The sequence below is a fragment of the Collinsella sp. AM42-18AC genome (genome assembly GCF_003467965.1).
Lineage (GTDB): Bacteria > Actinomycetota > Coriobacteriia > Coriobacteriales > Coriobacteriaceae > Collinsella.
Window position 1 is genome coordinate 19,170 of sequence record NZ_QSFY01000012.1, and the last position, 25,138, is coordinate 44,307.

A 25,138-nucleotide genomic window follows, 5' to 3' on the forward strand; every position below is an offset into this window, starting at 1 on the left:
ACATATCATCGTGCTAGTTTACCACATGCCACCAGGCAATAAAAAACGTCACGAAAAGCGGTGTCTGAGCGCTTCGACCACGTTGGGCGGGACAAACGTCGATACATCGCTGCCGAGCGAGGCGATCTGGCGAACGACCGAACTCGAGATATAGCCGTACTGCGGCGCACTCATGACAAAGATGGACTCCAGCTCGTTATCCAAGCGATAGTTGAGGTCTGCCTGCTGCAGCTCGTACTCAAAGTCGGTCATGGCGCGCAGGCCCTTGACCACGGCCCCCGCCCCCTGCTCGCGAGCGAAGTCGACCAAGAGGCCGGTAAAGGGCAGGACCTCGACGCCGTCGATATCACCGAGCGCCTCGCGAGCCAGCGCCACGCGCTCATCGAGCATAAACGTGGTGCCCACGCCGTTTTTACCCTGCGACTCGGCAACAGCGACGATCACGCTGGGAAAGATGCGACGGGCGCGGCGGATCACATCGATATGGCCAAACGTGATGGGATCGAAGGTGCCCGGGACGATCACGCGGTTGATGGTGTCATTCATGGGCGTCCTCCCAAGGCGCTTCCTCGTTATTTTCGTTCTTGTCAGCAAGGTCGTTCTCGTCCTCGGCCACCCAGCGCAGCAAGTCAGCCGAGGTTATGCCGTAGCGCTTCTCTCGCACGGTCTCAAAACCGGTCGGGTGAGCGCCCGCGTCGGCGGCAGCGTGCTCAAACAGCGCATAGGCACCCTGTGCCAGCAAGCCTTGCTGAGCTAGGTTTTGCAGCAGCTCCTCGACCGGCTCGGCGCCAAAGGCATAGGGCGGATCGAGCAGGACCAGATCAAAGGGGCCACCCGGCACACGGCCGCGCGAGGCGCTCGCCAACACATCGCCGGTAACGACGCGCCAACGCGAGCGGTCGCCGCACAGCGACTCGATATTCTTGGTGATCAGACGGGCGGCATTGCGATCGATCTCGAACGTGGTGAGCGAGCGGGCGCCACGCGAGAGCATCTCGATTCCCAGGGCACCGGAGCCGCCAAAGGCATCCAGCACGCGGACCTCGTCCAAATCGAAATCGAACGCCGACATGACCATGGATGCACATGCCTCGCGCACGCGATCGGTCGTAGGACGGGTGACATCGCGTCCACGCGGCTCTTCGATCTTGCGGCCGCGCCATTCACCGCCGATGATTCTCATCCTCCGCTGACCTCCTTAAAGATATGTCGATAACGCATGGCGACCGCGTCGCGCAAGGGGCGCGTCGCCACGGAGTCAAGGTTGCAAGCATACCGCAAGAGCTCGACCGCGTCCAAATGGGCCCATTCGATAAGATCCTCGTCGGCGTCCAGGTCCACAAAGCGCAAGGTAATGCCGCCGTGTTGACGATAACCCAGAATCTCGCCCTCGTGGCGCAGACGCAGGTCCATCTGGGCGAGCGTAAAGCCGTCCGAGGTCTTTTCGAGCGACTGGAGGCGGTCTTGTGCCGCCGAGGCGCCGCCATTGCCCTTGGAGTGCGTCATGACCAGGCAGGTGCCCGACACGCTGCCGCGGCCCACGCGACCGCGCAGCTGGTGCAGGGCCGCCAAGCCAAAGCGCTCACCGTTCTCGATGACCATGACGGTGGCGTTGGGCACGTCGACGCCCACCTCGACCACCGTAGTCGAGACGAGCACGTCGATCTCGCCACGCTTAAAGGCATCGATAACCTGGTCCTTCTCCCCCGCTGGCATGCGGCCGTGAAGGCGCTCGATGGCAAGACCCGGCAACGCCAGACGCAGGCGATCGAGCTCGGTCGCCGTATCGTGCAGCGGCACGGGGACCGTCACGCGGCCCTCGTCGTCGCGGGCGATACCGGGCACGTCCTCCAGATCATCGGCCGAGTCACTCGGCTCCACGAGCGGGCAAATCACGTAGGCCTGCTGACCCTTTTCATGCGCCTCGCGGATGGCGCCATAGGCAAGGTCGCGGCTCGACTCGGTAAGCACGCGTGTCGTCACGCCAGCGCCAGGGACGGGCCGATGGCGGATGATGCTCGTGTCCAGATCGCCGTAGACCGAAAGCGCCAGCGTACGTGGGATGGGCGTTGCCGTCATAACGAGCAGATCGGCACCAGGGCCCTTCGCACGCAGGGCGTTGCGTTGGCCGACGCCAAACCGGTGCTGCTCATCGATGACCACGAGCGACAGATGCTTGAACGCCACGTTATCCGAAAGCACCGCGTGGGTGCCAAAGAGGACATCGAGCTCGCCCGATTCCAGCTGGGCATGGATCCGCTCGCGCTCGGCCGCTGGCGTGGCGCCCGTCAGGAGCGCCCAGGTCATGCCAGCCTGCGAGAGCAAGGGGCCGGTCTTATCGGCATATTGACGCGCCAGCACGCCCGTGGGCGCCATAACGCAGGCCTGCGTGCCGCTATCGGTAGCCACAGCCAGCGCGCAGGCGGCAACGGCGGTCTTACCGGTACCGACATCGCCCAGCAGCAGGCGGTTCATCACGCGCCCGCCATCGCACATATCGCGCAGGATATCTTGGAACGCGGCCTCCTGCTCGTCGCTCAGCGAAAATGGCAGGGCCTGCTTGAGCGCGGCCAGGTGCTCGCCCGCGGCGTGGGCGTAGGGCACCACATCGACCAGGCTGCCGTCGTTGCGCAGGCGCAGCGCCAGCTGCAGGTAAAGGCACTCCTCGTAGGCAAGCCGTGCGCGCGCGATATCGCGCTCAGCCATGCTCGAGGGAAAGTGAATTGATCGAAGCGCACGAGCATTGCTCATCAGGCGACGCTTAACGCGCAAGCGTGCGGGAATCGGGTCGAAGGGATTGCCGACGACCTCGAGCGCGCCACTTACGATGCGGCGCATCCATGCCTGGCTCACGCCGTCACTCACATAATGGACCGGCAAAATGGTGCCCGCAGCACGCCCGTCATCGAGCTTTTCAAAGTGCGGCGAGGCCATCTGCTTAAAACCGTAGGCAAACTCGACCTTGCCCATCACGGCCAGGCGGTCGCCCTGCTTAAGCTGCTGGGCAATCCAAGGCTGACGGAAAAAGGCGACCTGCAGCACGCCCGTCTCGTCAACGAGTGAGACCTCGGTCACCTGCATGCGCGGACGCGGCTTCTTTTGAACGATACGGTCGACCGTGGCGATGATGGTGCACACGGTACCGATGGGCGCCATCTCGATGGACCAGGAGCGCGTAAAGTCCAGGTATCGATGAGGGATATGCAGAAGGAGGTCCCCCACCGTCCGAATTCCCAGACGGCGAAGGGCCTCCTCACGTTTACCCGAAACATATTTGAGTCGCGCGATATCCTCGTCGAGCGCATTGCTCTGGGCAAAGCGCTCCGAGACGCGCGGCACGGAGCACAGCTCGGACATAGGCAGAGCCTACTCGATCGAGAAGATCACGGGATAGAGCGGCTGCTCGCCACGATGGGCGTCGATCTCCAGATCGGGCTGAGCCTCCTCGATGGCGTCGACGATCTCCTGGAAGGCCTCGTCGGATAGCTCCTCGCCGGCCAGAATCGTCAGCGCGTCGCCTTCCTCTTCCTCCTGCATGCGGTTGATGCAGTCGAGCGTGACCTGCTTCACGTCGGAACCGACCACGTCGATGGAGCCGGCGATGATGCCCATGACGTCACCGGAGTGAATCGGAGAGCCGTCCGAGGCGCTGGAGTCGCGCACGGCGCGGGTGACCTCGCCATCGCGGACCTCGCTGATGGCGTCAACCATGGCGGCAACGGCGTCCTCGAGCTCAGAATCGGGCAGGACGGCGAACAGCGCGGAGAACGCCTGCGGGACGGTCTTGGTGGGAACGACGGCGACCTTCTTGTCGGTGCAGGCAGAGGCTGCGGCCTCGGCAGCCATGCGGATGTTGCCGTTATTGGGCAGGATGATGACCGAGGTCGCGTTGACCTGGTCGACGGCGCCCAACAGGTCGGCGGTCGAGGGGTTCATGGTCTGGCCACCCGAGACGATCACGTCAACGCCGAGGGACTTGAGGATGTCGGCCTCACCGGAACCGGCGGCAACGGCGACAAAGCCCAGGGCCTTCGCGGGCTCGGCGGCCTTCTCCTGATCCTCGTGGATCTTAGCGGTACGGTCGTGGGCCTCCATCTCCATGTTGTGGATAAAGACCTCATAGATCTGACCAAGCTGCAGCATGTGCTCGAGCACCAGGTTGGGGGTGTTGGAGTGCACGTGGATCTTGTAGTCGGGATAGGCACCCACGAGCAACTCGCAGTCGCCCATGGAGCCCAGGAACTTAAGGCACTCGTCCTCGTCAAACGGAGCGTCGGCCTTAAAGAGGAACTCGTTGCAGTAGCGGAACTCCGAGCCCTCCCAATCGTCGTTGGCCTCGATCTCAACGCGACCGAGGGCCGCGTCGCGGGCAGAGCCAGCGGAATCAAACGTGGCGGAGAAATCCTCGACAACGGTGCTGCGGCCAAGCGCGGCGGCAACAAAGTTCTCCAGGAAGATGGCAAAGCCAAAGGCGCCGGAGTCGACCACGCCGTTCTCCTTCAGAACGGGCAGCAGGTCGGGCGTACGGGCGACGGACTGATAGGCCTCGACGACGATGGCGTCGAGCGCGTCCTCGGCCGAGAACTTCTTCTTCTCGCACTCGTCAGCTTTGGTCGAAACGTCGCGCAGCACCGTGAGGATCGTACCCTCGATGGGCTTGCGGACGGCCTGGAAGGCAACCTTGACGGCTCGGCGGAACGCATAGGCGATGTTGGCGGACGTGATGGGCTCATCGGCAGAGACAAGGCCCTCGGCCACACCACGCAGAATCTGCGAGGTGATGACGCCGGAGTTGCCACGGGCACCCATGAGGGAGCCATGGGTGATGGCACCGGCGATGGCCTCCATGTCGGCGTCGGCAGGAAGGGCGGAGAGCTCCTTGGTCACCGAGGCGAGCGTGAGCGACATGTTGGTGCCGGTATCGCCATCGGGTACGGGGAAGACGTTGAGCTTGTTGATCTCCTCGGCCTTGTCGGAAACGGCAGCCGCAGCGATCGGAAAACAGGTGCGAATGGTCTTTGCAATCATGGGTATTTGAATCTCCGTTTTCGGATGCTAGTTCAGACGGCTCTTGAGCGCGTCGATGTGAATGCCGATCTTAAGGCTGGCGGGATCGATCTGGGCGATCTCCTGCAGAGTGAAGGCAACGGAGCTCGAAAGATTGTGGCAGACGGACTTCATGTTGACGCCGTTCTCGAGCACGACGTGAAGATCGACCGTAAGGCCGTTCTCGTCGGCGGAGACAAGCACGCCCTTGCGGAGGCGCTGACCGGCAAGCAGGCGCACGCTCTCGGCACCCTGGAGCTGCTCAGCCATACCGACGACGCCATAGCACGTCATCGCGGCATAACCGGCAATATCGGCAATAACGTCGTTCGAGACGCTCAGGCTGCCGTTAATGGTCTCAGACACAAGAATCTCCTTATCTGGTGCTCGCGGCACCATCTCGTGGGAGCAATCATTGCAATATTCTACAACGAGCGCGCCATGTTGAGGTGGTGGGTCGCGGGATTACATCCTCGACACGAAATGTTGATATGGTAACGTTCGCGCCAGGCGATCGCGGTATGAAAAAACCCGCCGCATAAGCGACGGGTTTTACAACCTGGCTCCCCGGGTAGGACTCGAACCTACAACAGCGCGGTTAACAGCCGCGTGCTCTACCATTGAGCTACCGAGGAATTTAAAAGCCCAACGGAATGGGCTGAAAATTCTGGCTCCCCGGGTAGGACTCGAACCTACAACAGCGCGGTTAACAGCCGCGTGCTCTACCATTGAGCTACCGAGGAATAGGTGCGTGCTCTCAAGCAACGAAGTTTATTATACGGACGAATCAGCTCAGGGCAAGAACTTTTTTAAGAAATTTTCCGACCTAGTCATTGGGGACGTTCTTAAACGACTAGTCATTCAAGAACGTCCCCAATGACTACATGAAAGCGCCCCCAAGCGGATGTGCTTGAGGGCGCTTCTTGCTTGCGAGGTTAAGACTCGATGTAGTCCTTGAGCTTGCTCGAGCGGCTCGGGTGGCGGAGCTTGGCCAGGGTCTTGGACTCGATCTGGCGGATGCGCTCACGCGTGACGCCAAACTCGCGGCCGACTTCCTCGAGCGTACGGGGATGTCCGTCGACAAGGCCAAAGCGCAGCTCGATAACCTTGCGCTCACGATCGGCAAGCGAGTCGAGCACCTGGGTGAGCTGCTCCTGCAGCATGGAGAAGCTGGCCGCATCGGGCGGAACGATGGCCTGGGAGTCCTCGATAAAGTCGCCCAGTTGGGAATCCTCTTCCTCGCCGATGGGAGTCTCGAGCGACACGGGCTCCTGCGAGATCTTCTGGATCTCGCGGACGCGGTCGGCGCTCATGTCCATCTCGGCACCGATCTCCTCGGGGGTCGGGTCGCGGCCCAGGTCCTGAAGGAGCTGGCGCTGCACGCGGACGAGCTTGTTGATGGTCTCGACCATGTGCACGGGAATACGGATGGTACGGGCCTGGTCGGCGATAGCGCGCGTGATGGCCTGACGGATCCACCACGTGGCGTACGTGGAGAACTTAAAGCCCTTCTGGTAGTCGAACTTCTCGACGGCGCGGATCAGACCGAGGTTGCCCTCCTGGATCAGGTCCAGGAACAGCATGCCGCGGCCAACATAGCGCTTGGCGATGGAGACGACCAGACGCAGGTTTGCGCTGATGAGAGCCTGCTTGGCCTCGAGGCCGACGTTCTCGATACGGGTCAGACGGCGCATCTCGGCACGCGTGAGCTCGAGCTCGCCTGCTTCGGCAGCCTCGAGCTTCTCGGTGGCCTCGAGACCGGCCTCGATCTTCATAGCCAGATCGACCTCTTCGGAAGCGGTCAACAGGTCGACCTTGCCGATCTCCTTAAGGTACATACGAACCGGATCGCCGGTCAGCATCACCGTGGAGGCATCGATGCCACGCACGCGGGAGCGTGAACGGGACGTGCGCACGGTGCGCTTCTTCTTGCTCTTGGAAGAACCCATCTCGGCGTCGGCCTGACGGGCCATCTTGAGCTCGTGATCGTCGAGCGAGCCGGAATCGTGCTCGTCATCGTCATCGAAATCGTCGGTATCGGTATCGTTATCGTCATCGTCGACGTCCATGGGGGCGTCGTCGTTACCGCTCGCGGAGATAATCTGGATGCCGCTGTTGCGCAGCGCGGAATACACCGCGGTGAGCTGCTCGTCAGAAACATCGATATCCTTCAGGGCGACCTGAATCTCGTCCTCGGTTACCGAAGTCCTGTTTGAGCCGTTGCCCATGAGCTTTGCAACGTAGGATTCCAGCCCAGTACCCGTGCTCTCAGTCTTTTTTGGCACAGATTCTCCCTTCATAGTCCACAGGACTCATTACTTTAGCACACACATAGACGTCTATACCCAAAAAGAGGACTGGATATAGGCGAGAATACGCTGGTTGACCACAACATCTAGGCCTGTTCGGTGCCTGCGGCCTCCAGACCGATCAAACGGAACGGGTCCGCTACGCCGCCGATCGACTTTTGCAGTTCGCGTTGACGCTGCGAATCCTGCGCGGCCTGCACGGTCAGCGCGCGACGGGCCTCATCATCGAGCGAACGGTCCTGGCGCAGCTTGGCCTGTGCGGCACGCATGCGGCGCTTGATGGTGTAGAGCTCGAGCGTATCGAGCATAAACACGATGTTCGTCTCGGTGGGGTGCTTGCTCGTCGCCGAGATGCGCCCGGCACTCACAAGCGTTGCCGCATCGGGACACACCGAGCGTGCCGCATCCATGCAAGCTGCAGGATCGGTTCCCGGCGGCGTTGCCAGAACAGCCCATGCGATGGACTCGTGACGTGGGTCAACCCACTCGATGGAGCAGATGCGGTCGGCATACGTGCGGAACAGGTCGGGGTAGCTCGTGAGCATGGTCAGCAGCTCACGCTCCCCCGCCAAGGACTTGCGCTCTAGATCAGTAAGAACCATCGGCGCCGCCGCAGCCGGAGCGCCCGAACCATCAGTCACAGGCACAGCACCCATACCATCAGGCACATCGATCGGCGGCAGGTCGTCGACGACCTCCACGGGCGCGGCACCGTAGGCATCGAGCGGGACGTAGTCATACGGCTCTTCTTCGACCGGCGCGGACACCGGCGGCGTCGCGCCCGATGCCCAAGCGTCACGACCGGCATCGCGAGAACTCGACGCCCGACTGCCCGTCCCGCCGGACCGCTCAGCCTGTGCCCGCTGGCGCTCATAGTTCTGCTCACGACGTCGCTCGGCATCCTCACGCTTGGCGACATCGCGAAACACGCGACCCGAACTCGCGCGAACCGTCTCCAGATCCAAACCCAGCAGATCGGCAATCTGGATAAAGTACGTATCGATCATATAGCTGTCACGAAGCGGATAGATGAGCGTGAGAGCATCCTCCAGCGCCTTGGCACGACCGCCCGGCGTGGAGATGTCGCTCGACTCCTGCAGCGAACGGTAGACAAAGTCCATGAGCGGCTCGGCCGCGTCGATGCGCGCCTGCAGCTCCTGGCCACCGTGCGCCGTAATAAACTCCATGGGATCGTTGCCGTCGGGCAGCACCACGCAGCGCAGGTCCATCGAATCCTGCTCGATAAATTGAATCGCGCGACGGGCGGCCTTCTGGCCCGCGGCATCGCCATCGAACATATACACGATACGCTTGGCAAAGCGGGTGAGCGTCTTGACGTGATGCTCCGTGAGCGCGGTGCCCAGCGTGGCGACAACGTTTTTGATCCCCGCCTCCCAACAGGCGATGCAATCGGTATAGCCCTCCACCACGATGGCCGTATCCTGCGCGACGATAAACTCCTTGGCCCAGTTAAAGCCATAGAGGTTTCGCTTTTTATGGAACACGCTCGTCTCGGCGGTGTTGAGGTACTTGGGTTGGCCGTCACCCATGATGCGCCCGCCAAAGGCAATGTTGTGACCCTGCTCGTCAAAGATGGGAAACATCACGCGGTCGTAGAAGCGGTCGGCAAGCTGCCCGCGCCCGCGGCTCACGGCAACGTTGGCGTCGATCATCTCCTGCGGGGTAAAACCCGCCTGGGACAGGTGCGACACCAGCGCGTTGCGGCCCGGTGCAAAGCCCAGGCAGTAGCGGCGGCAGACGTCGCCACCCATACCACGGCTGGCAAAGTACTCGCGTGGACGGCCGTCCTTACCGCGCATAAGCATGGTGTGGTAGAACTGGGCGGTCTCGGCACACAGATCGTAGATGCGGGCACGCTTGGTACCGCGCTCGCGACGATCTTCGGTGTCATGCAGCTCAATACCCGCACGATCGGCCAAATAGCGGATTGACTCGGGAAAGTTCAGGTTCTCGCGCTTCATGATATAGGTGAAGACGTCGCCACCCTCGCCGCAGCCAAAGCAATGCCACACCTGTGTGGCAGGGATAATGTGGAAGGACGGCGTCTTTTCGCCATGAAAGGGGCAGCAACCCCAAAACTCATGGCCGCGGGGCTTGAGCTCAACCGTTTCCTGCACGATAGCAACTAGGTCGGACGCAGCGCGTACCTGGTCTTTTTCCTCATCGCTAATCACGGATGCCCACCCCCTGCTCACCCAAGTTGTGACGAATGTCCTCGATATTACCCTCGACGGTCGCAATCAGCTCATCCAGCGAATCGAACACACGCGAGGGACGCAGCCAGCGCGTAAACGCCAGCGAAACGGAAGCGCCGTACAGGTCGCCCGTATAACCAATTAAGTTAGCCTCGAGATGCGATGAAGCGGCATCGTCGGCATACGTCGGCGGCAGGCCGACATTAACGGCAGCGGGCCACGCGATGTCATCGACGAGCACCAGACCCTCATACACACCATCGGCAGGCACCTGAATGCCGTCGGGAACCTGCAGGTTTGCCGTGGGAAAGCCCATGTCAGAACCCTCGTGACGGCCACGAATAACACCGCCACGCAGCATATACGGGCGGCCGAGCAACTCAGCAGCAAGCTCCACATGGCCCTGTCCCAGCTCATGACGAATGCGGGTGGCGCAAATGGCCTCACCGCCCTCGCAAAGCAGGTCGTGACCATACACGTCAACGCCGCGCTCGGAACCCCAAGAGCGCATCTCGGCAACACCAGAAGCACCGCCACGACCCAGCCTAAAGTCGCTGCCAACGCGAATCGAACGAATGTCGACCACGCGTGACAGCAGTGCGAGAAAACCGACATGGTCGAGTGCCGCAACCTCAGGCGTAAAGGGAACGGCCACCACCGCATCGACCCCGGTCTGAGCCAAGGCATGTAGACGGTCGGCCGTCGTCATCAATTTTTGAGCGGGCGAAGGACTCACCACAACGTCCGGATCGGGATCGAAAGTGACCACGACCGCCTTACAGCCATGGGCACGGGCGTCACGGACAAGCGCCGCAATGAGCTCCTGGTGTCCACGGTGCACGCCATCGAACACGCCAATGGCGATCGAGGCAGCACCCAGGTGCTCACACTTATCAAACGCATCGGCAGTAACGATGTGAGCCTCGTCCGACTCGCCCGCGAAAAAAATACGCGCGAGCTCGTGAGCGGACAACATCATCGAACACCGCCGATGGCCTGCGGAAAGACATGCTCCATGACAAAGCGGCCACTCTCAATGCGGGCGAGCGCCTTGAGTCCCCCATCGAGCACCAACGCAAAAGGCGACTTCGAGGTATCGAAATCGGCAAGCGCACGCTCAACGGGAATGCGTCGGCCGCAGAGCAGATCGTCGGCAAGATTGCCCGGCAAGTCAACACGCGTGGCGCCCAGGGCCGCAATGGGATCCAGGGCAAAGCCAGCCGCGGACTCGGGAGAAAGCTCCTCGACCGCATGACAAGCGCCAATGGAAACAACACCGGAGGCCGTGCGGCGCAGCGCGGAAATGTGCGCGGCGCTCTCGCAGGCGCGGCCCAAATCGCGAGCGAGCGCACGGATATAGGTACCCTTGCTCACTGAGAACGCCACGGTCCACACACACGTATCACCTTCGCCTCCCACGGCGATCAGGTCGGCGGCATAGACCTCGACGGGGCGCGGAGGTAGGTCCACCGCATTGCCCTCGCGAGCAGACTTGTAGGCGCGAACGCCATTGACCGAGATAGCCGAAAACGCCGGCGGCACCTGCGTCTGCGGACCCAGCATAGCGGCCAAGCGCTCACGGGCATAGGCAGGATCGCGGAGCTCGTTGGCAACAGCCACCGTGCGGACCGCCTCGCCCTCCGCATCATCGGTATTGGTCTCGGCGCCAAACGAGATGTCGGCGACGTAGCTTTTGGTATCGAGCGTGAGCATGCCCAGCAGACGGGTGGCCTGGCCCACACCAACCACCATGACACCCGATGCCATGGGGTCGAGCGTGCCGGCATGGCCGACGCGCCGCTCATGGAGGGCGTGCCGGCATTGCGAAACCACATCGTGGGACGTGCAGCCCATCGGCTTATCGACGGCGAGCAGCATATTCAGTTGAGAAGGCGTACGACGAGCCATGTACCATCCAAAAAGTTAAAGCTCGACGGTCACCGAAGCGGGATCCTCCCCTACCAGTTCGGCCAGCATGGGAAGTGCCACGGTGAGCGTCTCGAGAATCGTTCCGTTGTTGGAGAAACCGGCGGCAGCGGGATGTCCGCCTCCGCCAAAGGCAGCAGCGATCTCGGACACGTTGAGGTCACCCTTGGAGCGCAGGTTGCCGCGCACCTTGGTATCGCCCTCAATGCCCTTCAGGAACAGGCAGACCTCGACGCCCATCACCGAGCGCACCACGTCAACCAGACCGTCGCACTCATCCGAGGTGACACCGCAGGCCTCAAGGTCACTCTGGTACGCGTAGCTATATGCGACGCGCCCGTGGGCCACCGTCTTGATGCGGCCCATAACGATGGACTTGAGGTGCAAAAACTCAACGCGCATGCTCTGGTAAACCTCGAGTGCCACACGCGCCGGATCGGCACCGTGGGCAACCAGACGCGAGGCTGCATGGAACGCGGCTGCATCGGCATTTTGATACTGAAAACGGCCGGTATCGGTAACCAAGCCACACAGCAGGCAGGTCGCAACGCCATCACGTGCGACAATGCCACAATTGTCCAAGAAGCGGTCGATGATCATGGCGCAGGCTGCAGCTTCGACGCGCCTCAGGCTGAGCTCGGCAAACTCCTCGCGCGCCGGATGGTGATCGAAGCACACCACATGCTTGGAGCGACGAAGCACCTCGGCGGAGTTGTTCAGGCGCTCTACGACCGGTACGTCCACCGAGATGAACAGGTCAGGATTGCCGGTGTACGCAGATGCCGGCACCAGGCGATCGGAGCCTTCCATAAAGCGGTAGATACGCGGAACCGGGTCATCGTCTGCCAACAGCAGCGCAATGTCCTTGTTGGGAAAAAACTTCATGAGCGAAAGGCCCAGACCCAACACGGAGCCCAAGGCATCGCCATCGGGAGAAGTATGTCCCGAAATCGCAATGGAGGACGCACCCTCGATGAGCTCGAGGATGCGCCGCTGAATATCTGCAGACTCGCACGAGGCGAGGTCGGCGGAATTAGTCATCTAAAGCTGCCTCCTGGGCGGCATCCGCTATCGGATAGCCGTCCTCGTCCTTTTCGATCGCAAGCGTGGCGGGAACGTTTTCCAGCGCACGCGTGATGCGCTCGGCCTCATCGGTCGAGCGATCGATGCGAAAATCGAGCTCGGGCGTAACACGCCAATCGAGCGAGCGAGCCAACAGGCTGCGAATACGGCCCTTGGCGCTAGCGAGCGCCTCCATGACCTCGTCGTAGCGGCTCGCATCGCACGACACGTACACACGCGCGAACGAACGGTCCACCGCGACCTCAACCGCGGTCAAAGTAACCAGGTCGAGACGCGGATCGGAAACCTCAAAGAGCAGGATATAACCAAGCTTCTCGCGAAGCTGCTCGCCCAGACGGCGGGTTGCCTGCGTTTGCTTCATAGCGCTACCCCCTACTCGGTACGGGCAACCTGGTCGATGCGGTAACCCTCGATCTGGTCGCCGGGCTTGATGTCCTGGAAGTTCTCCAGGCCAATGCCGCCCTCGGAACCGCTCTTGAGGCTCTTGGCCTCGTCCTTGTAGTGGCGCATCGAGGCGATCTTGCCGTTGAAGACCACGATGCCGTCGCGCACCAGACGCACGGAATCGGTCGCGGCGATCTCGCCCTCTTCGACACGGACACCGGCGGCGATACCGACTTTGGGCACCTTGAAGGTGTCCAGGACGGTCGCGGTACCCGTGGAGACCTCGACCTCGGTGGGCTTAAGCATGCCGATACGGGCAGCGTCGAGTTCCTCGAGGCACTTGTAGATGACGTCGTAGCAACGGATCTCGACGCCCTCACGCTCGGCGGCGGAGCGGGCCTTACCGTCGGGACGGACGCCAAAGCCGATGATGATGGCGTTGGAGGCGTCGGCCAGGACGACGTCGGTCTCGTTGATGGCACCAACGGCGGAGTGGATCGTGTTGATGCGAACCTCGGACTGATCCATCTTGTCGAGCGAATCCTGAAGGGCCTCGATGGAACCCTGGACGTCGGCCTTGATGATCAGGTTGAGCTCCTTGACCTCGGCGTCGGCAATGGTCTCGAAGAGGTTCTCGAGCGTGACGTGCTTGACGCGGCTCTGCTCCTCGATACGGGCCTTGAGCGAACGCTCGTCGGCAAGGGCACGAGCCTCGCGCTCGTCCTCGAACACGCGGAACTCGTCACCGGCGTTGGGCACGGACTGCAGGCCCAGGATCTCGACGGCGTCGGAGGGACCGGCCTCGGTGACGGCGCGGCCCTTGGGGTCGAGCATGGCGCGGACGCGGCCGTAGGTGAGGCCGGCGACAAGCGTATCGCCCACGTGCAGGGTACCGCGGGTCACGAGCACGGTAGCGACCGAGCCGCGGCCCTTGTCGAGCTTGGCCTCGAGGACGTTGCCGGAGGCAAAGGTGTCCGGGTTGGCCTTGAGCTCGAGCACGTCGGCCTGGAGCAGCACGGTCTCCAGAAGGTCGTCGATACCGATCTTCTGCTTGGCCGAGATGTTGACGAACATGTTCTGTCCGCCCCACTCCTCGGGGATGACACCGTACTCGGTGAGCTCCTGGCGCACGCGGTCAGGGTTGGCACCCGGCTTATCGATCTTGTTGACGGCGACGACGATGGGTACGCCGGCGGCCTTGGCGTGGTTGATCGACTCGACGGTCTGGGGCATGACGCCGTCGTCGGCAGCCACGATCAGAATGACGATATCGGTCACCTTGGCACCACGGGCACGCATGGCCGTAAAGGTGGCGTGACCCGGGGTATCGATGAAGGTGATCTTGCGGTCGTTGATCATAACCTGCGAAGCGCCGATTGCCTGGGTAATGCCGCCCGCCTCGCCGGCAGCGACACCGGTGTGACGGATGGCGTCGAGGAGGCTCGTCTTGCCGTGGTCGACATGGCCCATGACGGTGACGACCGGGGCGCGCGGCTTAAGGTCGGCGGGATCGTCGTAGAACGAGAAGGTGTTCTCCTCCTCGGGGGTGATGATCTTGATCTGACGGCCCAGGTCGTCGGCAACGAGCTCGACGAGGTCGTCGGACATGGACTGCGTCATGGTGAGCGGCGTGCCCAGCAGGAACAGGCGCTTGATGATGTCGTTGGCCGGAACGTCAAGCGCCTCGGCGAGCTCCTGGACGGTAACGCCTTGGGAGACCTTGATGGCGTCGAGCTCCTCGGGGTTCACGCCCTGGGCCAGCGCCTCCTCTATCTTGCGCTCCTCCTGAGCCTTGGCAGCCTCGCGCTCGCGCTTCTCCTTGCGCTTCTTGCGGCGACCGGTGGACTCGCGAGAGGCCTCCTCGACGGCAGCTCGAGCCTCCTCGAGCACCTTCTCGCGGCTGTACTCCTCGGCCTCGCGAGCCATGCGGCTGTAGTGGTCCTCTTCGTTGTTGTGACCGCCCTTGCGCTTCTTGCCCTTGCCCTGCTTGTCGGGGTTGGGGAAGTCCATACCGGCAGCGACGTTGTTGCTGGCATTGGTGCGATGGCTGTGCGGGCGGTTCTCGGAGGCATTGCGCTCGGAGTTGTTATCGGAGGCGTTGCGATCGTTACGACGGCCACCGCGACGGTCGTTGTTGCCGCCACGACGGTTGCCGCGCTCGGCAGCGCGCTCGGCCTTGGCCTTCTGCTCGGCGTCCTTCTTCTCCTTGAGCACGGTCTCCTGTGCGGCGATCTGGTCAAGCAGAGAGCGGAAACGCGAACCGGAGTCGGAAGCGGGAACGGCGCGGCGCTGGGCCTCGCGGGCAGCCTCCTCCTTCTCGCGAGCAAGACGCTCCTGCTCGGCCTTCTTCTTGGCCTCGGCCTCGGCACGGGCGGCCTCCTCGGCAGCCTGGGCGGCGGCGAACTGACGGCGCTCCTCCTCGCGTGCCTTCTCGGCGGCGATGCGCTCGCGCTCGGCCTCGGCAGCGCGTGCTGCCTCCTCGGCGGCAGCGGCCTGCTCCTCGGCCTGCTTGGCGGCCTCGACTTCCTGGGCGCGGGCCTCGATCACCGAGGCGAGCTGCTTGCGGACCATGGCGACGTAAGCGTCCTCCAGGGCGGAGGAAGCGGACTTAGCGGGAATCTTCATTTCGGCGAGATGACCCATCAGTTCCTTAGAGGTCATGCCGAACTCTTTGGCCAGGGTGGACACACGGACTTTTGCCATATGACTTCACCTACCCTTTCTGGCACCTTGGGTGCCTAGAGACTGAACGAGCGTGGGGTATGCGCTGGGACCTGCCCGGCGCGACCGCGCGCTAGATCAGGTCCTCCGCATCATCGAAGGCGTCGGTGTCGTGGACACCGCAGAAACGGGAGCCGGGACGGGCCTGGTTGCGGCACTGGATGCCGTCCTCGGACACGAACTCGCAGCGACGGACGTCCTCGTCCTCCTCGTCACCGATCAGGTCGGCGGCGGGCTCCTCGTGAACGGGAACGTTCTTGAGGATGTCGGCGGCAAGCGTCTCGGACTTGATGTCGATGTGCCAGCCGGTCAGGCGCGCGGCGAGGCGGGCGTTCTGGCCCTCCTTGCCGATGGCGAGGGACAGCTGGTCGTCGGGGACGATGACGCCGGCGTAGGCCTTCTCCTCGTCAATGAGGACGCGGGTGACCTTAGCGGGCGACAGGGCGTTGGCGACGTAGACGGCAGGATCGGCATCCCACAGGATGACGTCGACGCGCTCGCCACGGAGCTCGCCCACGACAGCGCGAACACGGCTGCCCTTGGGGCCGACGCAGGCGCCCACGGGATCCAGGCGGTCGTCGAGCGAGTGGACGGCAACCTTGGAACGCTGGCCGGGCTCGCGGGCGATCGACTTGATCTGGACGGTGCCCTCATAGATCTCGGGCACCTCCTGCTCAAACAGACGACGCATGAGCTCGGGGTGGGTACGGGAGATGACAATCGGCGGACGGCTGTGCTCGCCACGAACCGGCTGCAGGTTGGAGTTGGGGTCGCGAACGTCGATGATCACGGCCTTGATATGCTGGTTGTGCAGGTAGCGCTCGCCCATCGGACGCTCGTTGCGCTCGTTCTCGTAACGGCGCTGATCAAAGTGCGGAAGCTCGGCCTCGACGCCTTCGCGAATCTTGACGATCGTGAAGTCGGGCGTGGACTGCAGCACGGTACCGCTGATGAGGTCACCGATGCGGCCGGAAAACTCCTCGTAGATCTGCTCGCGGGCGGAGTTGCGCACGATGGCGTTGATCTCGGCCTTAGCGTGCTGGGCGGCGATGCGGCTCGTGTTCTTGGGGGTGACGTCGATCTCCTCGAACTCGGTGAAGTTGCCCTCCTCGTCCATGGAATCGTCGATCGGCTCCAGGCGGTAGACGTAGATCTTGCCGGTGGTGCGGTCGATGGTCACCTTGGCGCCCCACTCAAGATGCAAGATCTCGGCATAGCTCTTGGCGAGCGACTGCTCCAGGCGGTCGATCAGGTAGAGCTGGTCGATGTGCTTCTCCTGGCAAAGCTCCATCAGGGCGGACATCATGTCGGATGCTGCCATCTTACTTTCCTTCCTTCGCGGGCTTGAAGTCGTAGGTGGGCTTCAACTTGCACTTTTTAACATCAGAGAAATCGAGGGTAACGGACTCGCCGTCCTCGAGCTCGAGGGTCACGTTCGACTCGGTGGCGGCGGCAATCTTGCCGGCGTACTTGCGACGGCCCTCGGTGGCGGTGGAGGTGAGCTCGCAGTTTTCGCCCACAAAGCGGGCAAAATCACTCGGGCGGCGCAGCGGGCGCGCCATACCCGGGCTCGACACCTCGAGCGTATAGCTCGAAGAGATGGGGTCGAGCTCCTCAATCACATCGCCGACCCACTTGGTGTTGGCCGTGACGTCGTTGAGCGACAGGCTCTGACCCTCGGCACCCTCGATACGCACGCGCACGCAGGGGGCCTTGGTGGCACCCACGAGCTCGACGTCGACGATGTCGATATCGTGCTGGGGAGCGACGGCCTCGAGCGCGTCGATGATCGCCTGCTCGGTCTTGGTCTTGACCATTGCGGCACCTCCATCCATACAAAAAAGAAGCGGGGCCGAAACCCCACTTCTTTCAATACAACTTCATTTGCAAGCAAACTATACCAATAGCTGCGGAAACGTGCAAGCACAGTACGAATCTGCAGGTCAGCGTGCGCACAGCTTCTCCACAAGAATAGGACAATTGACCGAGGAACCCCATGTGGCGCGCCCTCAACAGTCCCAAAACGGGCCATGCGTCCCAATCCACAGGTCTGTTCGGACCCCAAGGGCATTCCTCCACGAGCCCTTATCAATCAGACTTACGCTAAGGGACATTCCGCAACAAGCCGGCCAGCAAGTCGCACAACGACGAACCTTTCCAAATCCTCTACGCCAAGGAGGCACACATGAAACGTCTAGGCACCCCTTGCATAACTGCGCTCGCCATCGCAACGTGCTCGTTGGCCCTCTTAGGCTGCGGCAACACGAATGGCAAAACCGGAACATGCGAACCGAACCCTGGCAGCACCAAAGCCATCGAGAAAACGACGCCATCGGAAAGCTTCGACAAAATTAACGAAGACATCATCGATCCCCACGGCCTGGGTCCCGACCCCCAAGAACAGTTCCCCATCGACCTTGAGGCAGACGAGAACGTCCATGTTACCTGCGTGGGCAAGGACACGGATGGCTACGGCGACGCCGTGTTGGTCTTTGCGGTGACCAACAACACCGGTGTCGACATGATGTTTGGCGATGTGGACTCCTATGCCTACGTCAACGGCGTGGTCCGCGATGTGCGCATGCGCCAGCAGGTCGCAGCGGGCGAGGAAACGCGCGCCATGCTCACCTTTGTAGGCACCTTCGACGACCCGGACTTTGATGTGAATAACGACCTCAACGACATATACCTCAACATTTGGATGTTCGAAGAGGCAACGGGCAACGTTTACTTTAGGGACCTGGTACACATCCCGTAGAAGACGGTGCGACGCACTGACTAAGCAGGGCATACAACACAAAACGAGGGACGACCCAACCGGATCGCCCCTCGTCTTTTATGTGTCAGCTAAGCGCGCAGCGCTTACTTGACCACCAAGTTAACCAGCTTGCCGGGCACGCAGATGGCCTTGACGACCGTCTTGCCCTCGAGCCACTTGGCGACGGCGGCCTCAGCGGCAGCTTGCATATCCTCATTGGAGGCATTGCGGGCCACCTCGACGCGGCCGCGGACCTTACCAAGCACCTGGACGACGATCTGCACCGTATCCTCGATGGACTCGGCCAGGTCGAACTCGGGCCAGGCGGCGGTGTAGGCGTTGCCCTCGCAGCCGAGGGCCTCGTGCCACAGTTCGTCGGCCCAGAACGGGCAGATGGGGGCAAGGACGCTCACGATATCCTTAGCCACGCCGTAGCACAGCGCCTTGTCGCGGGCGGCACCCTCGGTGGCGTTGAGGTAGGCGCTCGCCGCGTTGACGAGCTCCATGACGGCCGAGATGGCGGTGTTGAACTGGCCACGATCGAAGTCCTCGGTGCACTTGGCGATGGTGCGGTGACGCTCGCGATAGAGCTTCATCGCGACCTCGTCGAGCGCGGACTTGTCGAAGGCCACGTTGGCGTCGCCGGACTGGACAAGCTGCCAAACGATACGCCAGGCGCGCTTGATGAAGCGGTTGGCGCCCTCGACGGCCTTGGGATCCCAGTCGAAGTCCTTCTCGGGCGGGGCGATAAACAGGATCGCCAGACGCATGGTGTCGGCGCCGTAGGGCTCGATGACCGAGCTCGGGGGCACGACATTGCCCTTGGACTTGGACATGGTGTCGCCGTTCTCGTCCTTGACCATGCCCTGGCACAGCAGGTTGGTGAAGGGCTCGTCCACACTCAGCAGGCCCAGGTCGCGCAGTGCCTTGGTAAAGAAGCGGCTGTAGAGCAGGTGCAGAATGGCGTGCTCGATGCCGCCGATGTAGTTATCGACGGGCATCCAACGGTCGGCGGCCTCGCGGGAGAAAGGCAGCTCGGTGTTGTGCGGGTCGGTATAGCGCAGGTAATACCAGCTGGAGCAGGTAAAGGTGTCCATGGTATCGGTCTCGCGCTTAGCCGGGCGGCCGCAGACCGGGCAGGTGGTCTCGTAGAACTCCTTGCACTCGGCGAGGGTCTCGCCGGCGCCCAGGTCAAGGTTCTCGGGCAGCGTCACCGGCAGCTGGTCCTCGGGCACGGGCACGATGCCGCAGTGCTCGCAGTGGATGGCCGGGATGGGGTTGCCCCAATAGCGCTGGCGGGAAATGAGCCAGTCGCGCAGACGGAACTCGACCTTACGACGACCGCAGCCCATGGCCTCGAGGTCGGCCACGATCGCAGCCTCGCCCTCGGAGTGCTTGCCGCCGCGCATACCGGTGTACTTGCCGGACTGGACCAGCGTGCCCTCGGCAGCATGGGCGCAATCCCAGTCGACGGTCTCGGCATGGAAGGTATCGATGGTCTCACCGTTAGCCTCGACGGCTGCGCGGTCGTCATCGTCCAGGATGATCGGCACGATCGGCAAATCATACTTGCGTGCGAACTCAAAGTCGCGCTGGTCGCCGCAGGGAACGGCCATGACGGCGCCGGTGCCGTAGTCGGCAACAACGTAGTCGGCAACCCACACGGGGACCTTCTCGCCGTTGACCGGGTTCACCACGTAGCGGCCGGTAAAGGCACCGTGCTTCTCGAGGGTGCCCTGGGCACGTTCGACGGCGGAGATATGCTTGGAGTCCTCGACGATCTTGGTCACGGCCTCCTCGTACTCCGTACCCTCGACGAGCTCGTGCAGACGCGCGTACTCGGGAGCCAGGACAAAGAAGGAGACACCGAAGAGCGTGTCGGCTCGCGTGGTGAAGACGGTGATCTTACCCTCGTCGTCCTCGATGGGCTCGCCATCCTGGTCGCACAGGGTAAAGTCGACCTCGGCGCCCTCGGAACGACCGATCCAGTTGGCCTGCATCTGCTTGACGCGCTCGGGCCAGCCGGGGAGCTTCTCCAGGTCATCGAGCAGCTCCTGAGAGTACTCGGTAATCTTGAAGTACCACTGCTCCAGGTCGCGCTTCTCGGGCTCGGTGCCGCAGCGCCAGCACTTGCCCTCGGTGACCTGCTCGTTGGCCAGAACGGTCTTGCAGGTGGGGCACCAGTTGACCGGGTTCTTCTTGCGGTAAACCAGGCCCTTTTCCCACAACTTCTCAAAGATCCACTGACCCCAACGGTAATAATCGGGGCTGCAGGTCTTGACCATGCGATCCAGATCGTAGGAGAAGCCCATACGCTTCATCGTGGCGAGAGCCTGGTCCATGTTCTTATACGTCCAGGCGGCAGCCTGCGTGTTGTGCTTGATGGCGGCGTTCTCGGCAGGCAGGCCAAAGGCGTCAAAGCCGATGGGGTGCAGCACATCGTAGCCGCGCATGCGGGCCTGACGGGCCATGGCATCGCCGATGGTATAGTTGCGCGCGTGGCCCATGTGCAGGTCGCCCGACGGATACGGGAACATCTCGAGCACGTACTTCTTGGGCTTGCTGGCGTCGGTGTCGACGGCAAAGAGGTTGGAGTCCTCCCAGGCCTTCATCCACTTGGACTCAATGGCCTGTGCGTCGTAAGCAGGGATCTCATCCTTATGATCTGTGCAATCGCACATATCAGCTCCTTTAATCTTGCTGGGGTCGGACGGCTTAGCTTTATTCGCTACTGCGGACAGTCCTGCGCAAGACGAAGAGCACATTAAGTGCTCTTCTTTGCGTGCGGAACTTGTAGCAAACAAAGCTAAGCCGCCCGACCCTAAGGTTGACTCGCATGATGATAGCAAATACAACAAGCGAGATGTCTGCGACTTGCAGGCATCTCGCTTTATCTAAAAAGAGTATGTATAGGGAAAGCACGCTTCATTGGTTATGAGCCATCAAAGCCTCATGAAATGAACGATATACCCATCTGAGTTCGATCAAACAAAACCTAGTTCTCAAGCTCAGGCTGTTCGGCCTTGTTAGGGTCAAAGAAGAACCAAGTGAGCAGACCGGAAACCGCGATGCCAACACCATGGATGATAAAGTAGTTGATGATGGCCTGCTGGCTGTACAGGTAGGTAACGATTCCCGGAATAGCAGCAACGCCCATACCGGTGCTGGCAGCATGAAGCATTGCGCCACACCAACCAGCGCAGGCACCGCCGCAAAGAGCGAACAGGAACGGCTTGCCAAACTTGAGGTTCACGCCAAAGATTGCCGGCTCGGTAATGCCCAGGAATGCAGGCAGCGATGCAGCCATATAGAAGCCACGCTTTTTAGGGTTCTTTACCTTAAGACCGGTAACCAAGGCGGCGGTAGCCTGCGCCATAATGCCACCGGAAATCATGGCATTGAAGGGGTTGAAACCGGTGGTAGCAAGATAGTCAGTTTCGAGCGCAAGGAAGATGTGGTGCATACCGGTAACCACAATCGCCTGCTGCGTTCCGCCAAGGATTAGTCCGCCCAGACCGAACGGCAACGCGATAACGAACTTCGCGGCAGCCAAAACAGCGTGTTCCACGGTCTGGCAAACGGGGCCAATAACAAGCATGCCAAGCAAGCCAGCAATGAGGATCGTAGTAAACGGAGTGATGATAAGATCCAGAACATCCGGAACAACGCTCTTAAGAGTCTTCTCAGTCTTTGCGGCGATATACGCAACAACAAGAGCGGGAAGCACAGAGCCCTGATAACCTACAACATTCCACTCAAGACCAAACGGATGGAAAGTGATTGCCTCAACCGTGCCCTTAACCACATCATTCGGGTTAGGAAGAAGCGGGTTCACCAGCATGAGACCAAGGACGATGCCGATGACGGGGCTACCACCAAACTGTTTCATGCCCGACCATGCAATAAGCACGGGCAGAAAGGTAAAAGCAGTTTTCATCAGAATGGTCGCGATCGTCAAAACGTTGGGGTCCATCTGAACGCCAAACGAGTTGATGCAGTTAATGAAGCCGCTAAAAAGGCCTGTTGCCACCAGGACGGGAATAACGGGAATAAAGATATCGCCCAAAATACGAGAGAGCTTCTTGGAGAGCGACATGCCGGCATACAGGTCGGCCTTAATATCGGTGTTAACACCGCCCTGATTCTCGCCCGCGACAATATCGTAAACACGGTTAACAAGACCGGTGCCCAAAATCACCTGATACTGTTCGCCGGCGAAGAATTGTCCCTTGACGCCCTCAATATCTTCGATTGTTTTCTCATCGACCTTGGTCTTATCATGAAGCGTCAAACGCAGCCTGGTCGAACAGTGACCCACGGCCCTGATATTGTCTACGCCTCCAACTGCAGCAACAATGCCATCGGCAATGGCCTTATCATCAGTTTTCATGGTCTATCCCCTTTCAAGGAACTCAAAAACAAATAACTCCGGGTCGCATTACGGTCGAGCAGCGGAACCATCCGGAAGTCTGCAAAGAAGCCAACTCAAATCCTTATCGACGGGAGGGAACTCTGCTGCGAGATCCTCATCGATATCCACACCGATACCGGGTTGATCGTTCAGATACACATAGCCGTTCTCAACGACTGGCATGCCCGGGAACACTCGATACGTGTTCTCCTTAATGCTGCAGCTCCACTCTTGGATACCGAAGTTCGGTGAGGAAATGGAAAGGTGCGTGTTGACCGCATGCCCAATACCGGACATATCGCCAGGACCATGCCAAGCGGTGCGAACACCATTAACGTCAGCGAAAGCAATGATCTTACGAACGGGCGTGATTCCACCTGCCTGACTGATGTGGAGACGAAGATAGTCAACGCTTCGATTCTGAACAAGCTGCATCCACTCATGCGGGTTATTGATGAGCTCGCCCATGGCAAGCGGGCAAGTCGTATGAGCGCGCACCTGATCGAACCATGCAATTTGCTCGGGAGCGAGCACGTCTTCAAGGAACAGCAGGTCGAATTGGTCCATTTGCTGCGCGAAGCGGATTGCCTCGGAAGGCGTCAAACGCTCATGGACATCATGGCACAGCTCAATGTCGTCACCAAACTCGCGACGTAAGGCAGTAAACCCCTCAATAGCCGTGCGCATATACACTTTGGGATCATAGTATGCACCGGGTAGCGCGTCTTTAGGCTTATTCTCAACAGGAACGTTTCCGCCATAGCCACCGATTTGAACGCGGATTCGATTCCAGCCCGCATCGACGCGCTGCTGGACCAAAGCGATTGCGCCCTCTATCGTCTGTGCATCGGCATGAATATACGCCGGAACAGCATCGCGGCATTTACCACCAAAAAGGTCATAGAGCGGCATGCCGGCCATCTTGCCCTTAATGTCCCAAAGTGCCATGTCAATGCCGGAAAGTGCATTGTTCCAGATCGGCCCGTTTCGCCAATATCCAGAAACATGTGCAGTCTGCCAGATATCCTGAATTCGCGCAGGATCTTTACCTAGCAAAAAGGGCTTCAGATAGCGGTCAACCGCATGGGCAACCGCCTCATAACGCTGCGTAAACGTAGCGCAGCCAACACCGTAGATGGACGGGTCATTCGTCTCCACCTTCACCACAACAAGGTTAATACCCTCGGGAGCAGTGCAGATGGGACGGACGTCCGTGATCTTCAAGGAATCCATTTCGTCCCTTCCCGATTCACCGAGACTCGCATTCGTTCGCGGTCTCGTTTAACGAGGCCAAGTGTAGGAGGCGAATATCCCAGAAAGACCTGAGAAAGACGATATAGGTACATCGCCCGTGGTTGGGACGAATTCCCACCAGCTGGGAAATTTCCACAGCTCGTTTACCTGCGAAAAACTATCGATGCGCTCGTTTGTATTCGGAATACTTCAAGAACAAGATGCTGACGAGAAGAAAATAAGCGTCGAGCACTTCGTAACTATGTCCGCCACCAATCGGTAGGCTCTCGGTACCAACCAAGATGCTCTCATCAGCAAGATGAGCGATATCGTTATCCAGATAACTCGTTACCGCAATAAAAGGAACGTTTCTGGCTTTGAGATTTCGCGCAAGCGTAGTTGCATTATCGGATTGTCCTTTTAGAGAAAAGACGAAGAGAAGATCGTCTTGAGTCAAAGCGCCCGTAAGAGCTGCGGTCTCATCAACGCCTTCCACGACGTAGAAATATTCGTCACCAGCCAAAAACACGCGACGCATCTCTTGAGCAACCGCACGTTGGAGTGTTCCCGTGCCGTAAAGAAACACCTTTGAGCTCTGCTCGATAAGCCTGAATACAGGCGTGAAATCACGCGAAAGAAAGTCTTTGAGCGATTTTAAGACAATGGCGGTATAACGATCGAGAACCGCAGCGTCGACTATATCGCGAGCATCAGCTTCTACTTCAGCCTTGAGGGCGTATTTGAACTCAGAGAATCCACGAAACCCTAGGCGCTGAGCAAAACGTAGAACGGCAGATTTTGATGCGTTGCACTTGGCTGCTAGATCAACAAGCGTCGAATTAGCAGCCTCGTAGCGATGCATTGAGATATAGCGCCAAATGTCACGATCCATGTCGCCCAAATCGACGTAATGGTCACGAACCAGCTCGTCAATTTTCATCTCTTATCTCCCCTATAAAAGGCATTGCAACGCAAACAATAAAACGATAGCCGATTTATTCGAACTAGAAAAGAAAAAGTGCCGTCCGCAAATGAAGCGGGCGGCACCAAT

The 25,138-nt window shown here is 60.5% G+C and carries 19 protein-coding genes and 2 tRNA genes; 1 reads left to right on the plus strand and 20 read right to left on the minus strand.

Annotated features, from left to right (window positions below):
* Window positions 1-48: 48 nt before the first annotated feature.
* The 16 genes from coaD to rimP all read right to left on the minus strand — a co-directional run bounded on the left by coaD (window position 49) and on the right by rimP (window position 17,502).
* On the minus strand, window positions 49-546 hold the full coding sequence (coaD, locus tag DW913_RS07730) for a pantetheine-phosphate adenylyltransferase (protein ID WP_117564151.1): 498 nt from the start codon (window positions 544-546) through the stop codon (window positions 49-51).
* Window positions 539-1,183: a 16S rRNA (guanine(966)-N(2))-methyltransferase RsmD gene (gene rsmD, locus DW913_RS07735; protein WP_117798134.1), complete on the minus strand. Its 645-nt coding sequence runs from the start codon at window positions 1,181-1,183 to the stop codon at window positions 539-541. Before rsmD ends, coaD begins: the two co-directional genes overlap by 8 nt.
* Entirely contained in the window at window positions 1,180-3,357 is a 2,178-nt protein-coding gene (recG, locus tag DW913_RS07740) for an ATP-dependent DNA helicase RecG (RefSeq protein ID WP_117798135.1), read from the minus strand. The genes rsmD and recG overlap by 4 nt, the downstream gene beginning before the upstream one ends.
* 9 nt (window positions 3,358-3,366) lie before the next feature.
* On the minus strand, window positions 3,367-5,028 hold the full coding sequence (locus DW913_RS07745; protein WP_117765715.1) for a DAK2 domain-containing protein: 1,662 nt from the start codon (window positions 5,026-5,028) through the stop codon (window positions 3,367-3,369).
* A 27-nt stretch (window positions 5,029-5,055) separates the two neighbouring features.
* Window positions 5,056-5,445 (minus strand): Asp23/Gls24 family envelope stress response protein, encoded by a 390-nt coding sequence (locus DW913_RS07750; RefSeq protein ID WP_187361832.1) that lies wholly within the window; start codon window positions 5,443-5,445, stop codon window positions 5,056-5,058.
* Window positions 5,446-5,606: 161 nt separating this feature from the next.
* Window positions 5,607-5,681, minus strand: a tRNA-Asn gene (locus DW913_RS07755).
* Window positions 5,682-5,714: 33 nt separating this feature from the next.
* A tRNA-Asn gene (locus tag DW913_RS07760) sits at window positions 5,715-5,789 on the minus strand.
* Window positions 5,790-5,981: 192 nt separating this feature from the next.
* Window positions 5,982-7,331 (minus strand): RNA polymerase sigma factor RpoD, encoded by a 1,350-nt coding sequence (gene rpoD / locus DW913_RS07765; protein WP_117798136.1) that lies wholly within the window; start codon window positions 7,329-7,331, stop codon window positions 5,982-5,984.
* 110 nt (window positions 7,332-7,441) lie between these two features.
* Complete coding sequence (gene dnaG / locus DW913_RS07770) at window positions 7,442-9,550, minus strand: DNA primase (protein ID WP_117798137.1); 2,109 nt, start codon at window positions 9,548-9,550, stop codon at window positions 7,442-7,444.
* Complete coding sequence (gene ribF / locus DW913_RS07775) at window positions 9,543-10,550, minus strand: riboflavin biosynthesis protein RibF (protein ID WP_233542033.1); 1,008 nt, start codon at window positions 10,548-10,550, stop codon at window positions 9,543-9,545. The genes dnaG and ribF overlap by 8 nt, the downstream gene beginning before the upstream one ends.
* On the minus strand, window positions 10,547-11,479 hold the full coding sequence (gene truB, locus DW913_RS07780; RefSeq protein ID WP_117798138.1) for a tRNA pseudouridine(55) synthase TruB: 933 nt from the start codon (window positions 11,477-11,479) through the stop codon (window positions 10,547-10,549). The genes ribF and truB overlap by 4 nt, the downstream gene beginning before the upstream one ends.
* A 15-nt stretch (window positions 11,480-11,494) precedes the next feature.
* Window positions 11,495-12,538, minus strand: a complete 1,044-nt coding sequence (locus tag DW913_RS07785; RefSeq protein ID WP_099431635.1) for a bifunctional oligoribonuclease/PAP phosphatase NrnA — start codon at window positions 12,536-12,538, stop codon at window positions 11,495-11,497.
* Entirely contained in the window at window positions 12,531-12,941 is a 411-nt protein-coding gene (rbfA, locus tag DW913_RS07790; protein WP_006234038.1) for a 30S ribosome-binding factor RbfA, read from the minus strand. Before rbfA ends, DW913_RS07785 begins: the two co-directional genes overlap by 8 nt.
* 11 nt (window positions 12,942-12,952) lie before the next feature.
* Window positions 12,953-15,667 carry a translation initiation factor IF-2 gene (gene infB, locus DW913_RS07795; RefSeq protein WP_117798139.1) on the minus strand — a complete coding sequence of 905 codons (2,715 nt, stop codon included), beginning with the start codon at window positions 15,665-15,667 and terminating at the stop codon, window positions 12,953-12,955.
* A gap of 91 nt (window positions 15,668-15,758) precedes the next feature.
* Entirely contained in the window at window positions 15,759-17,006 is a 1,248-nt protein-coding gene (gene nusA / locus DW913_RS07800) for a transcription termination factor NusA (protein ID WP_022094169.1), read from the minus strand.
* A gap of 1 nt (window position 17,007) precedes the next feature.
* Window positions 17,008-17,502, minus strand: a complete 495-nt coding sequence (rimP, locus tag DW913_RS07805; RefSeq protein WP_117798140.1) for a ribosome maturation factor RimP — start codon at window positions 17,500-17,502, stop codon at window positions 17,008-17,010.
* A gap of 368 nt (window positions 17,503-17,870) precedes the next feature.
* Here rimP and DW913_RS07810 point away from each other — a divergent pair, with 368 nt between their 5' ends.
* The gene (locus tag DW913_RS07810; protein WP_117798141.1) at window positions 17,871-18,443 is read left to right on the plus strand and encodes a hypothetical protein; all 573 of its coding nucleotides are present in this window, start codon (window positions 17,871-17,873) and stop codon (window positions 18,441-18,443) included.
* Between the two features lie 104 nt (window positions 18,444-18,547).
* Here the strand turns inward: DW913_RS07810 and leuS are convergent, their stop codons facing one another.
* The 4 genes from leuS to DW913_RS07830 all read right to left on the minus strand — a co-directional run bounded on the left by leuS (window position 18,548) and on the right by DW913_RS07830 (window position 25,027).
* On the minus strand, window positions 18,548-21,124 hold the full coding sequence (gene leuS / locus DW913_RS07815; RefSeq protein WP_117798142.1) for a leucine--tRNA ligase: 2,577 nt from the start codon (window positions 21,122-21,124) through the stop codon (window positions 18,548-18,550).
* A gap of 314 nt (window positions 21,125-21,438) precedes the next feature.
* Complete coding sequence (locus DW913_RS07820) at window positions 21,439-22,833, minus strand: PTS transporter subunit EIIC (protein WP_117798143.1); 1,395 nt, start codon at window positions 22,831-22,833, stop codon at window positions 21,439-21,441.
* Window positions 22,834-22,881: 48 nt separating this feature from the next.
* On the minus strand, window positions 22,882-24,087 hold the full coding sequence (locus DW913_RS07825; RefSeq protein WP_117798144.1) for an enolase C-terminal domain-like protein: 1,206 nt from the start codon (window positions 24,085-24,087) through the stop codon (window positions 22,882-22,884).
* Between the two features lie 178 nt (window positions 24,088-24,265).
* Window positions 24,266-25,027: a MurR/RpiR family transcriptional regulator gene (locus tag DW913_RS07830; RefSeq protein ID WP_117798145.1), complete on the minus strand. Its 762-nt coding sequence runs from the start codon at window positions 25,025-25,027 to the stop codon at window positions 24,266-24,268.
* Between the last annotated feature and the right edge of the window lie 111 nt (window positions 25,028-25,138).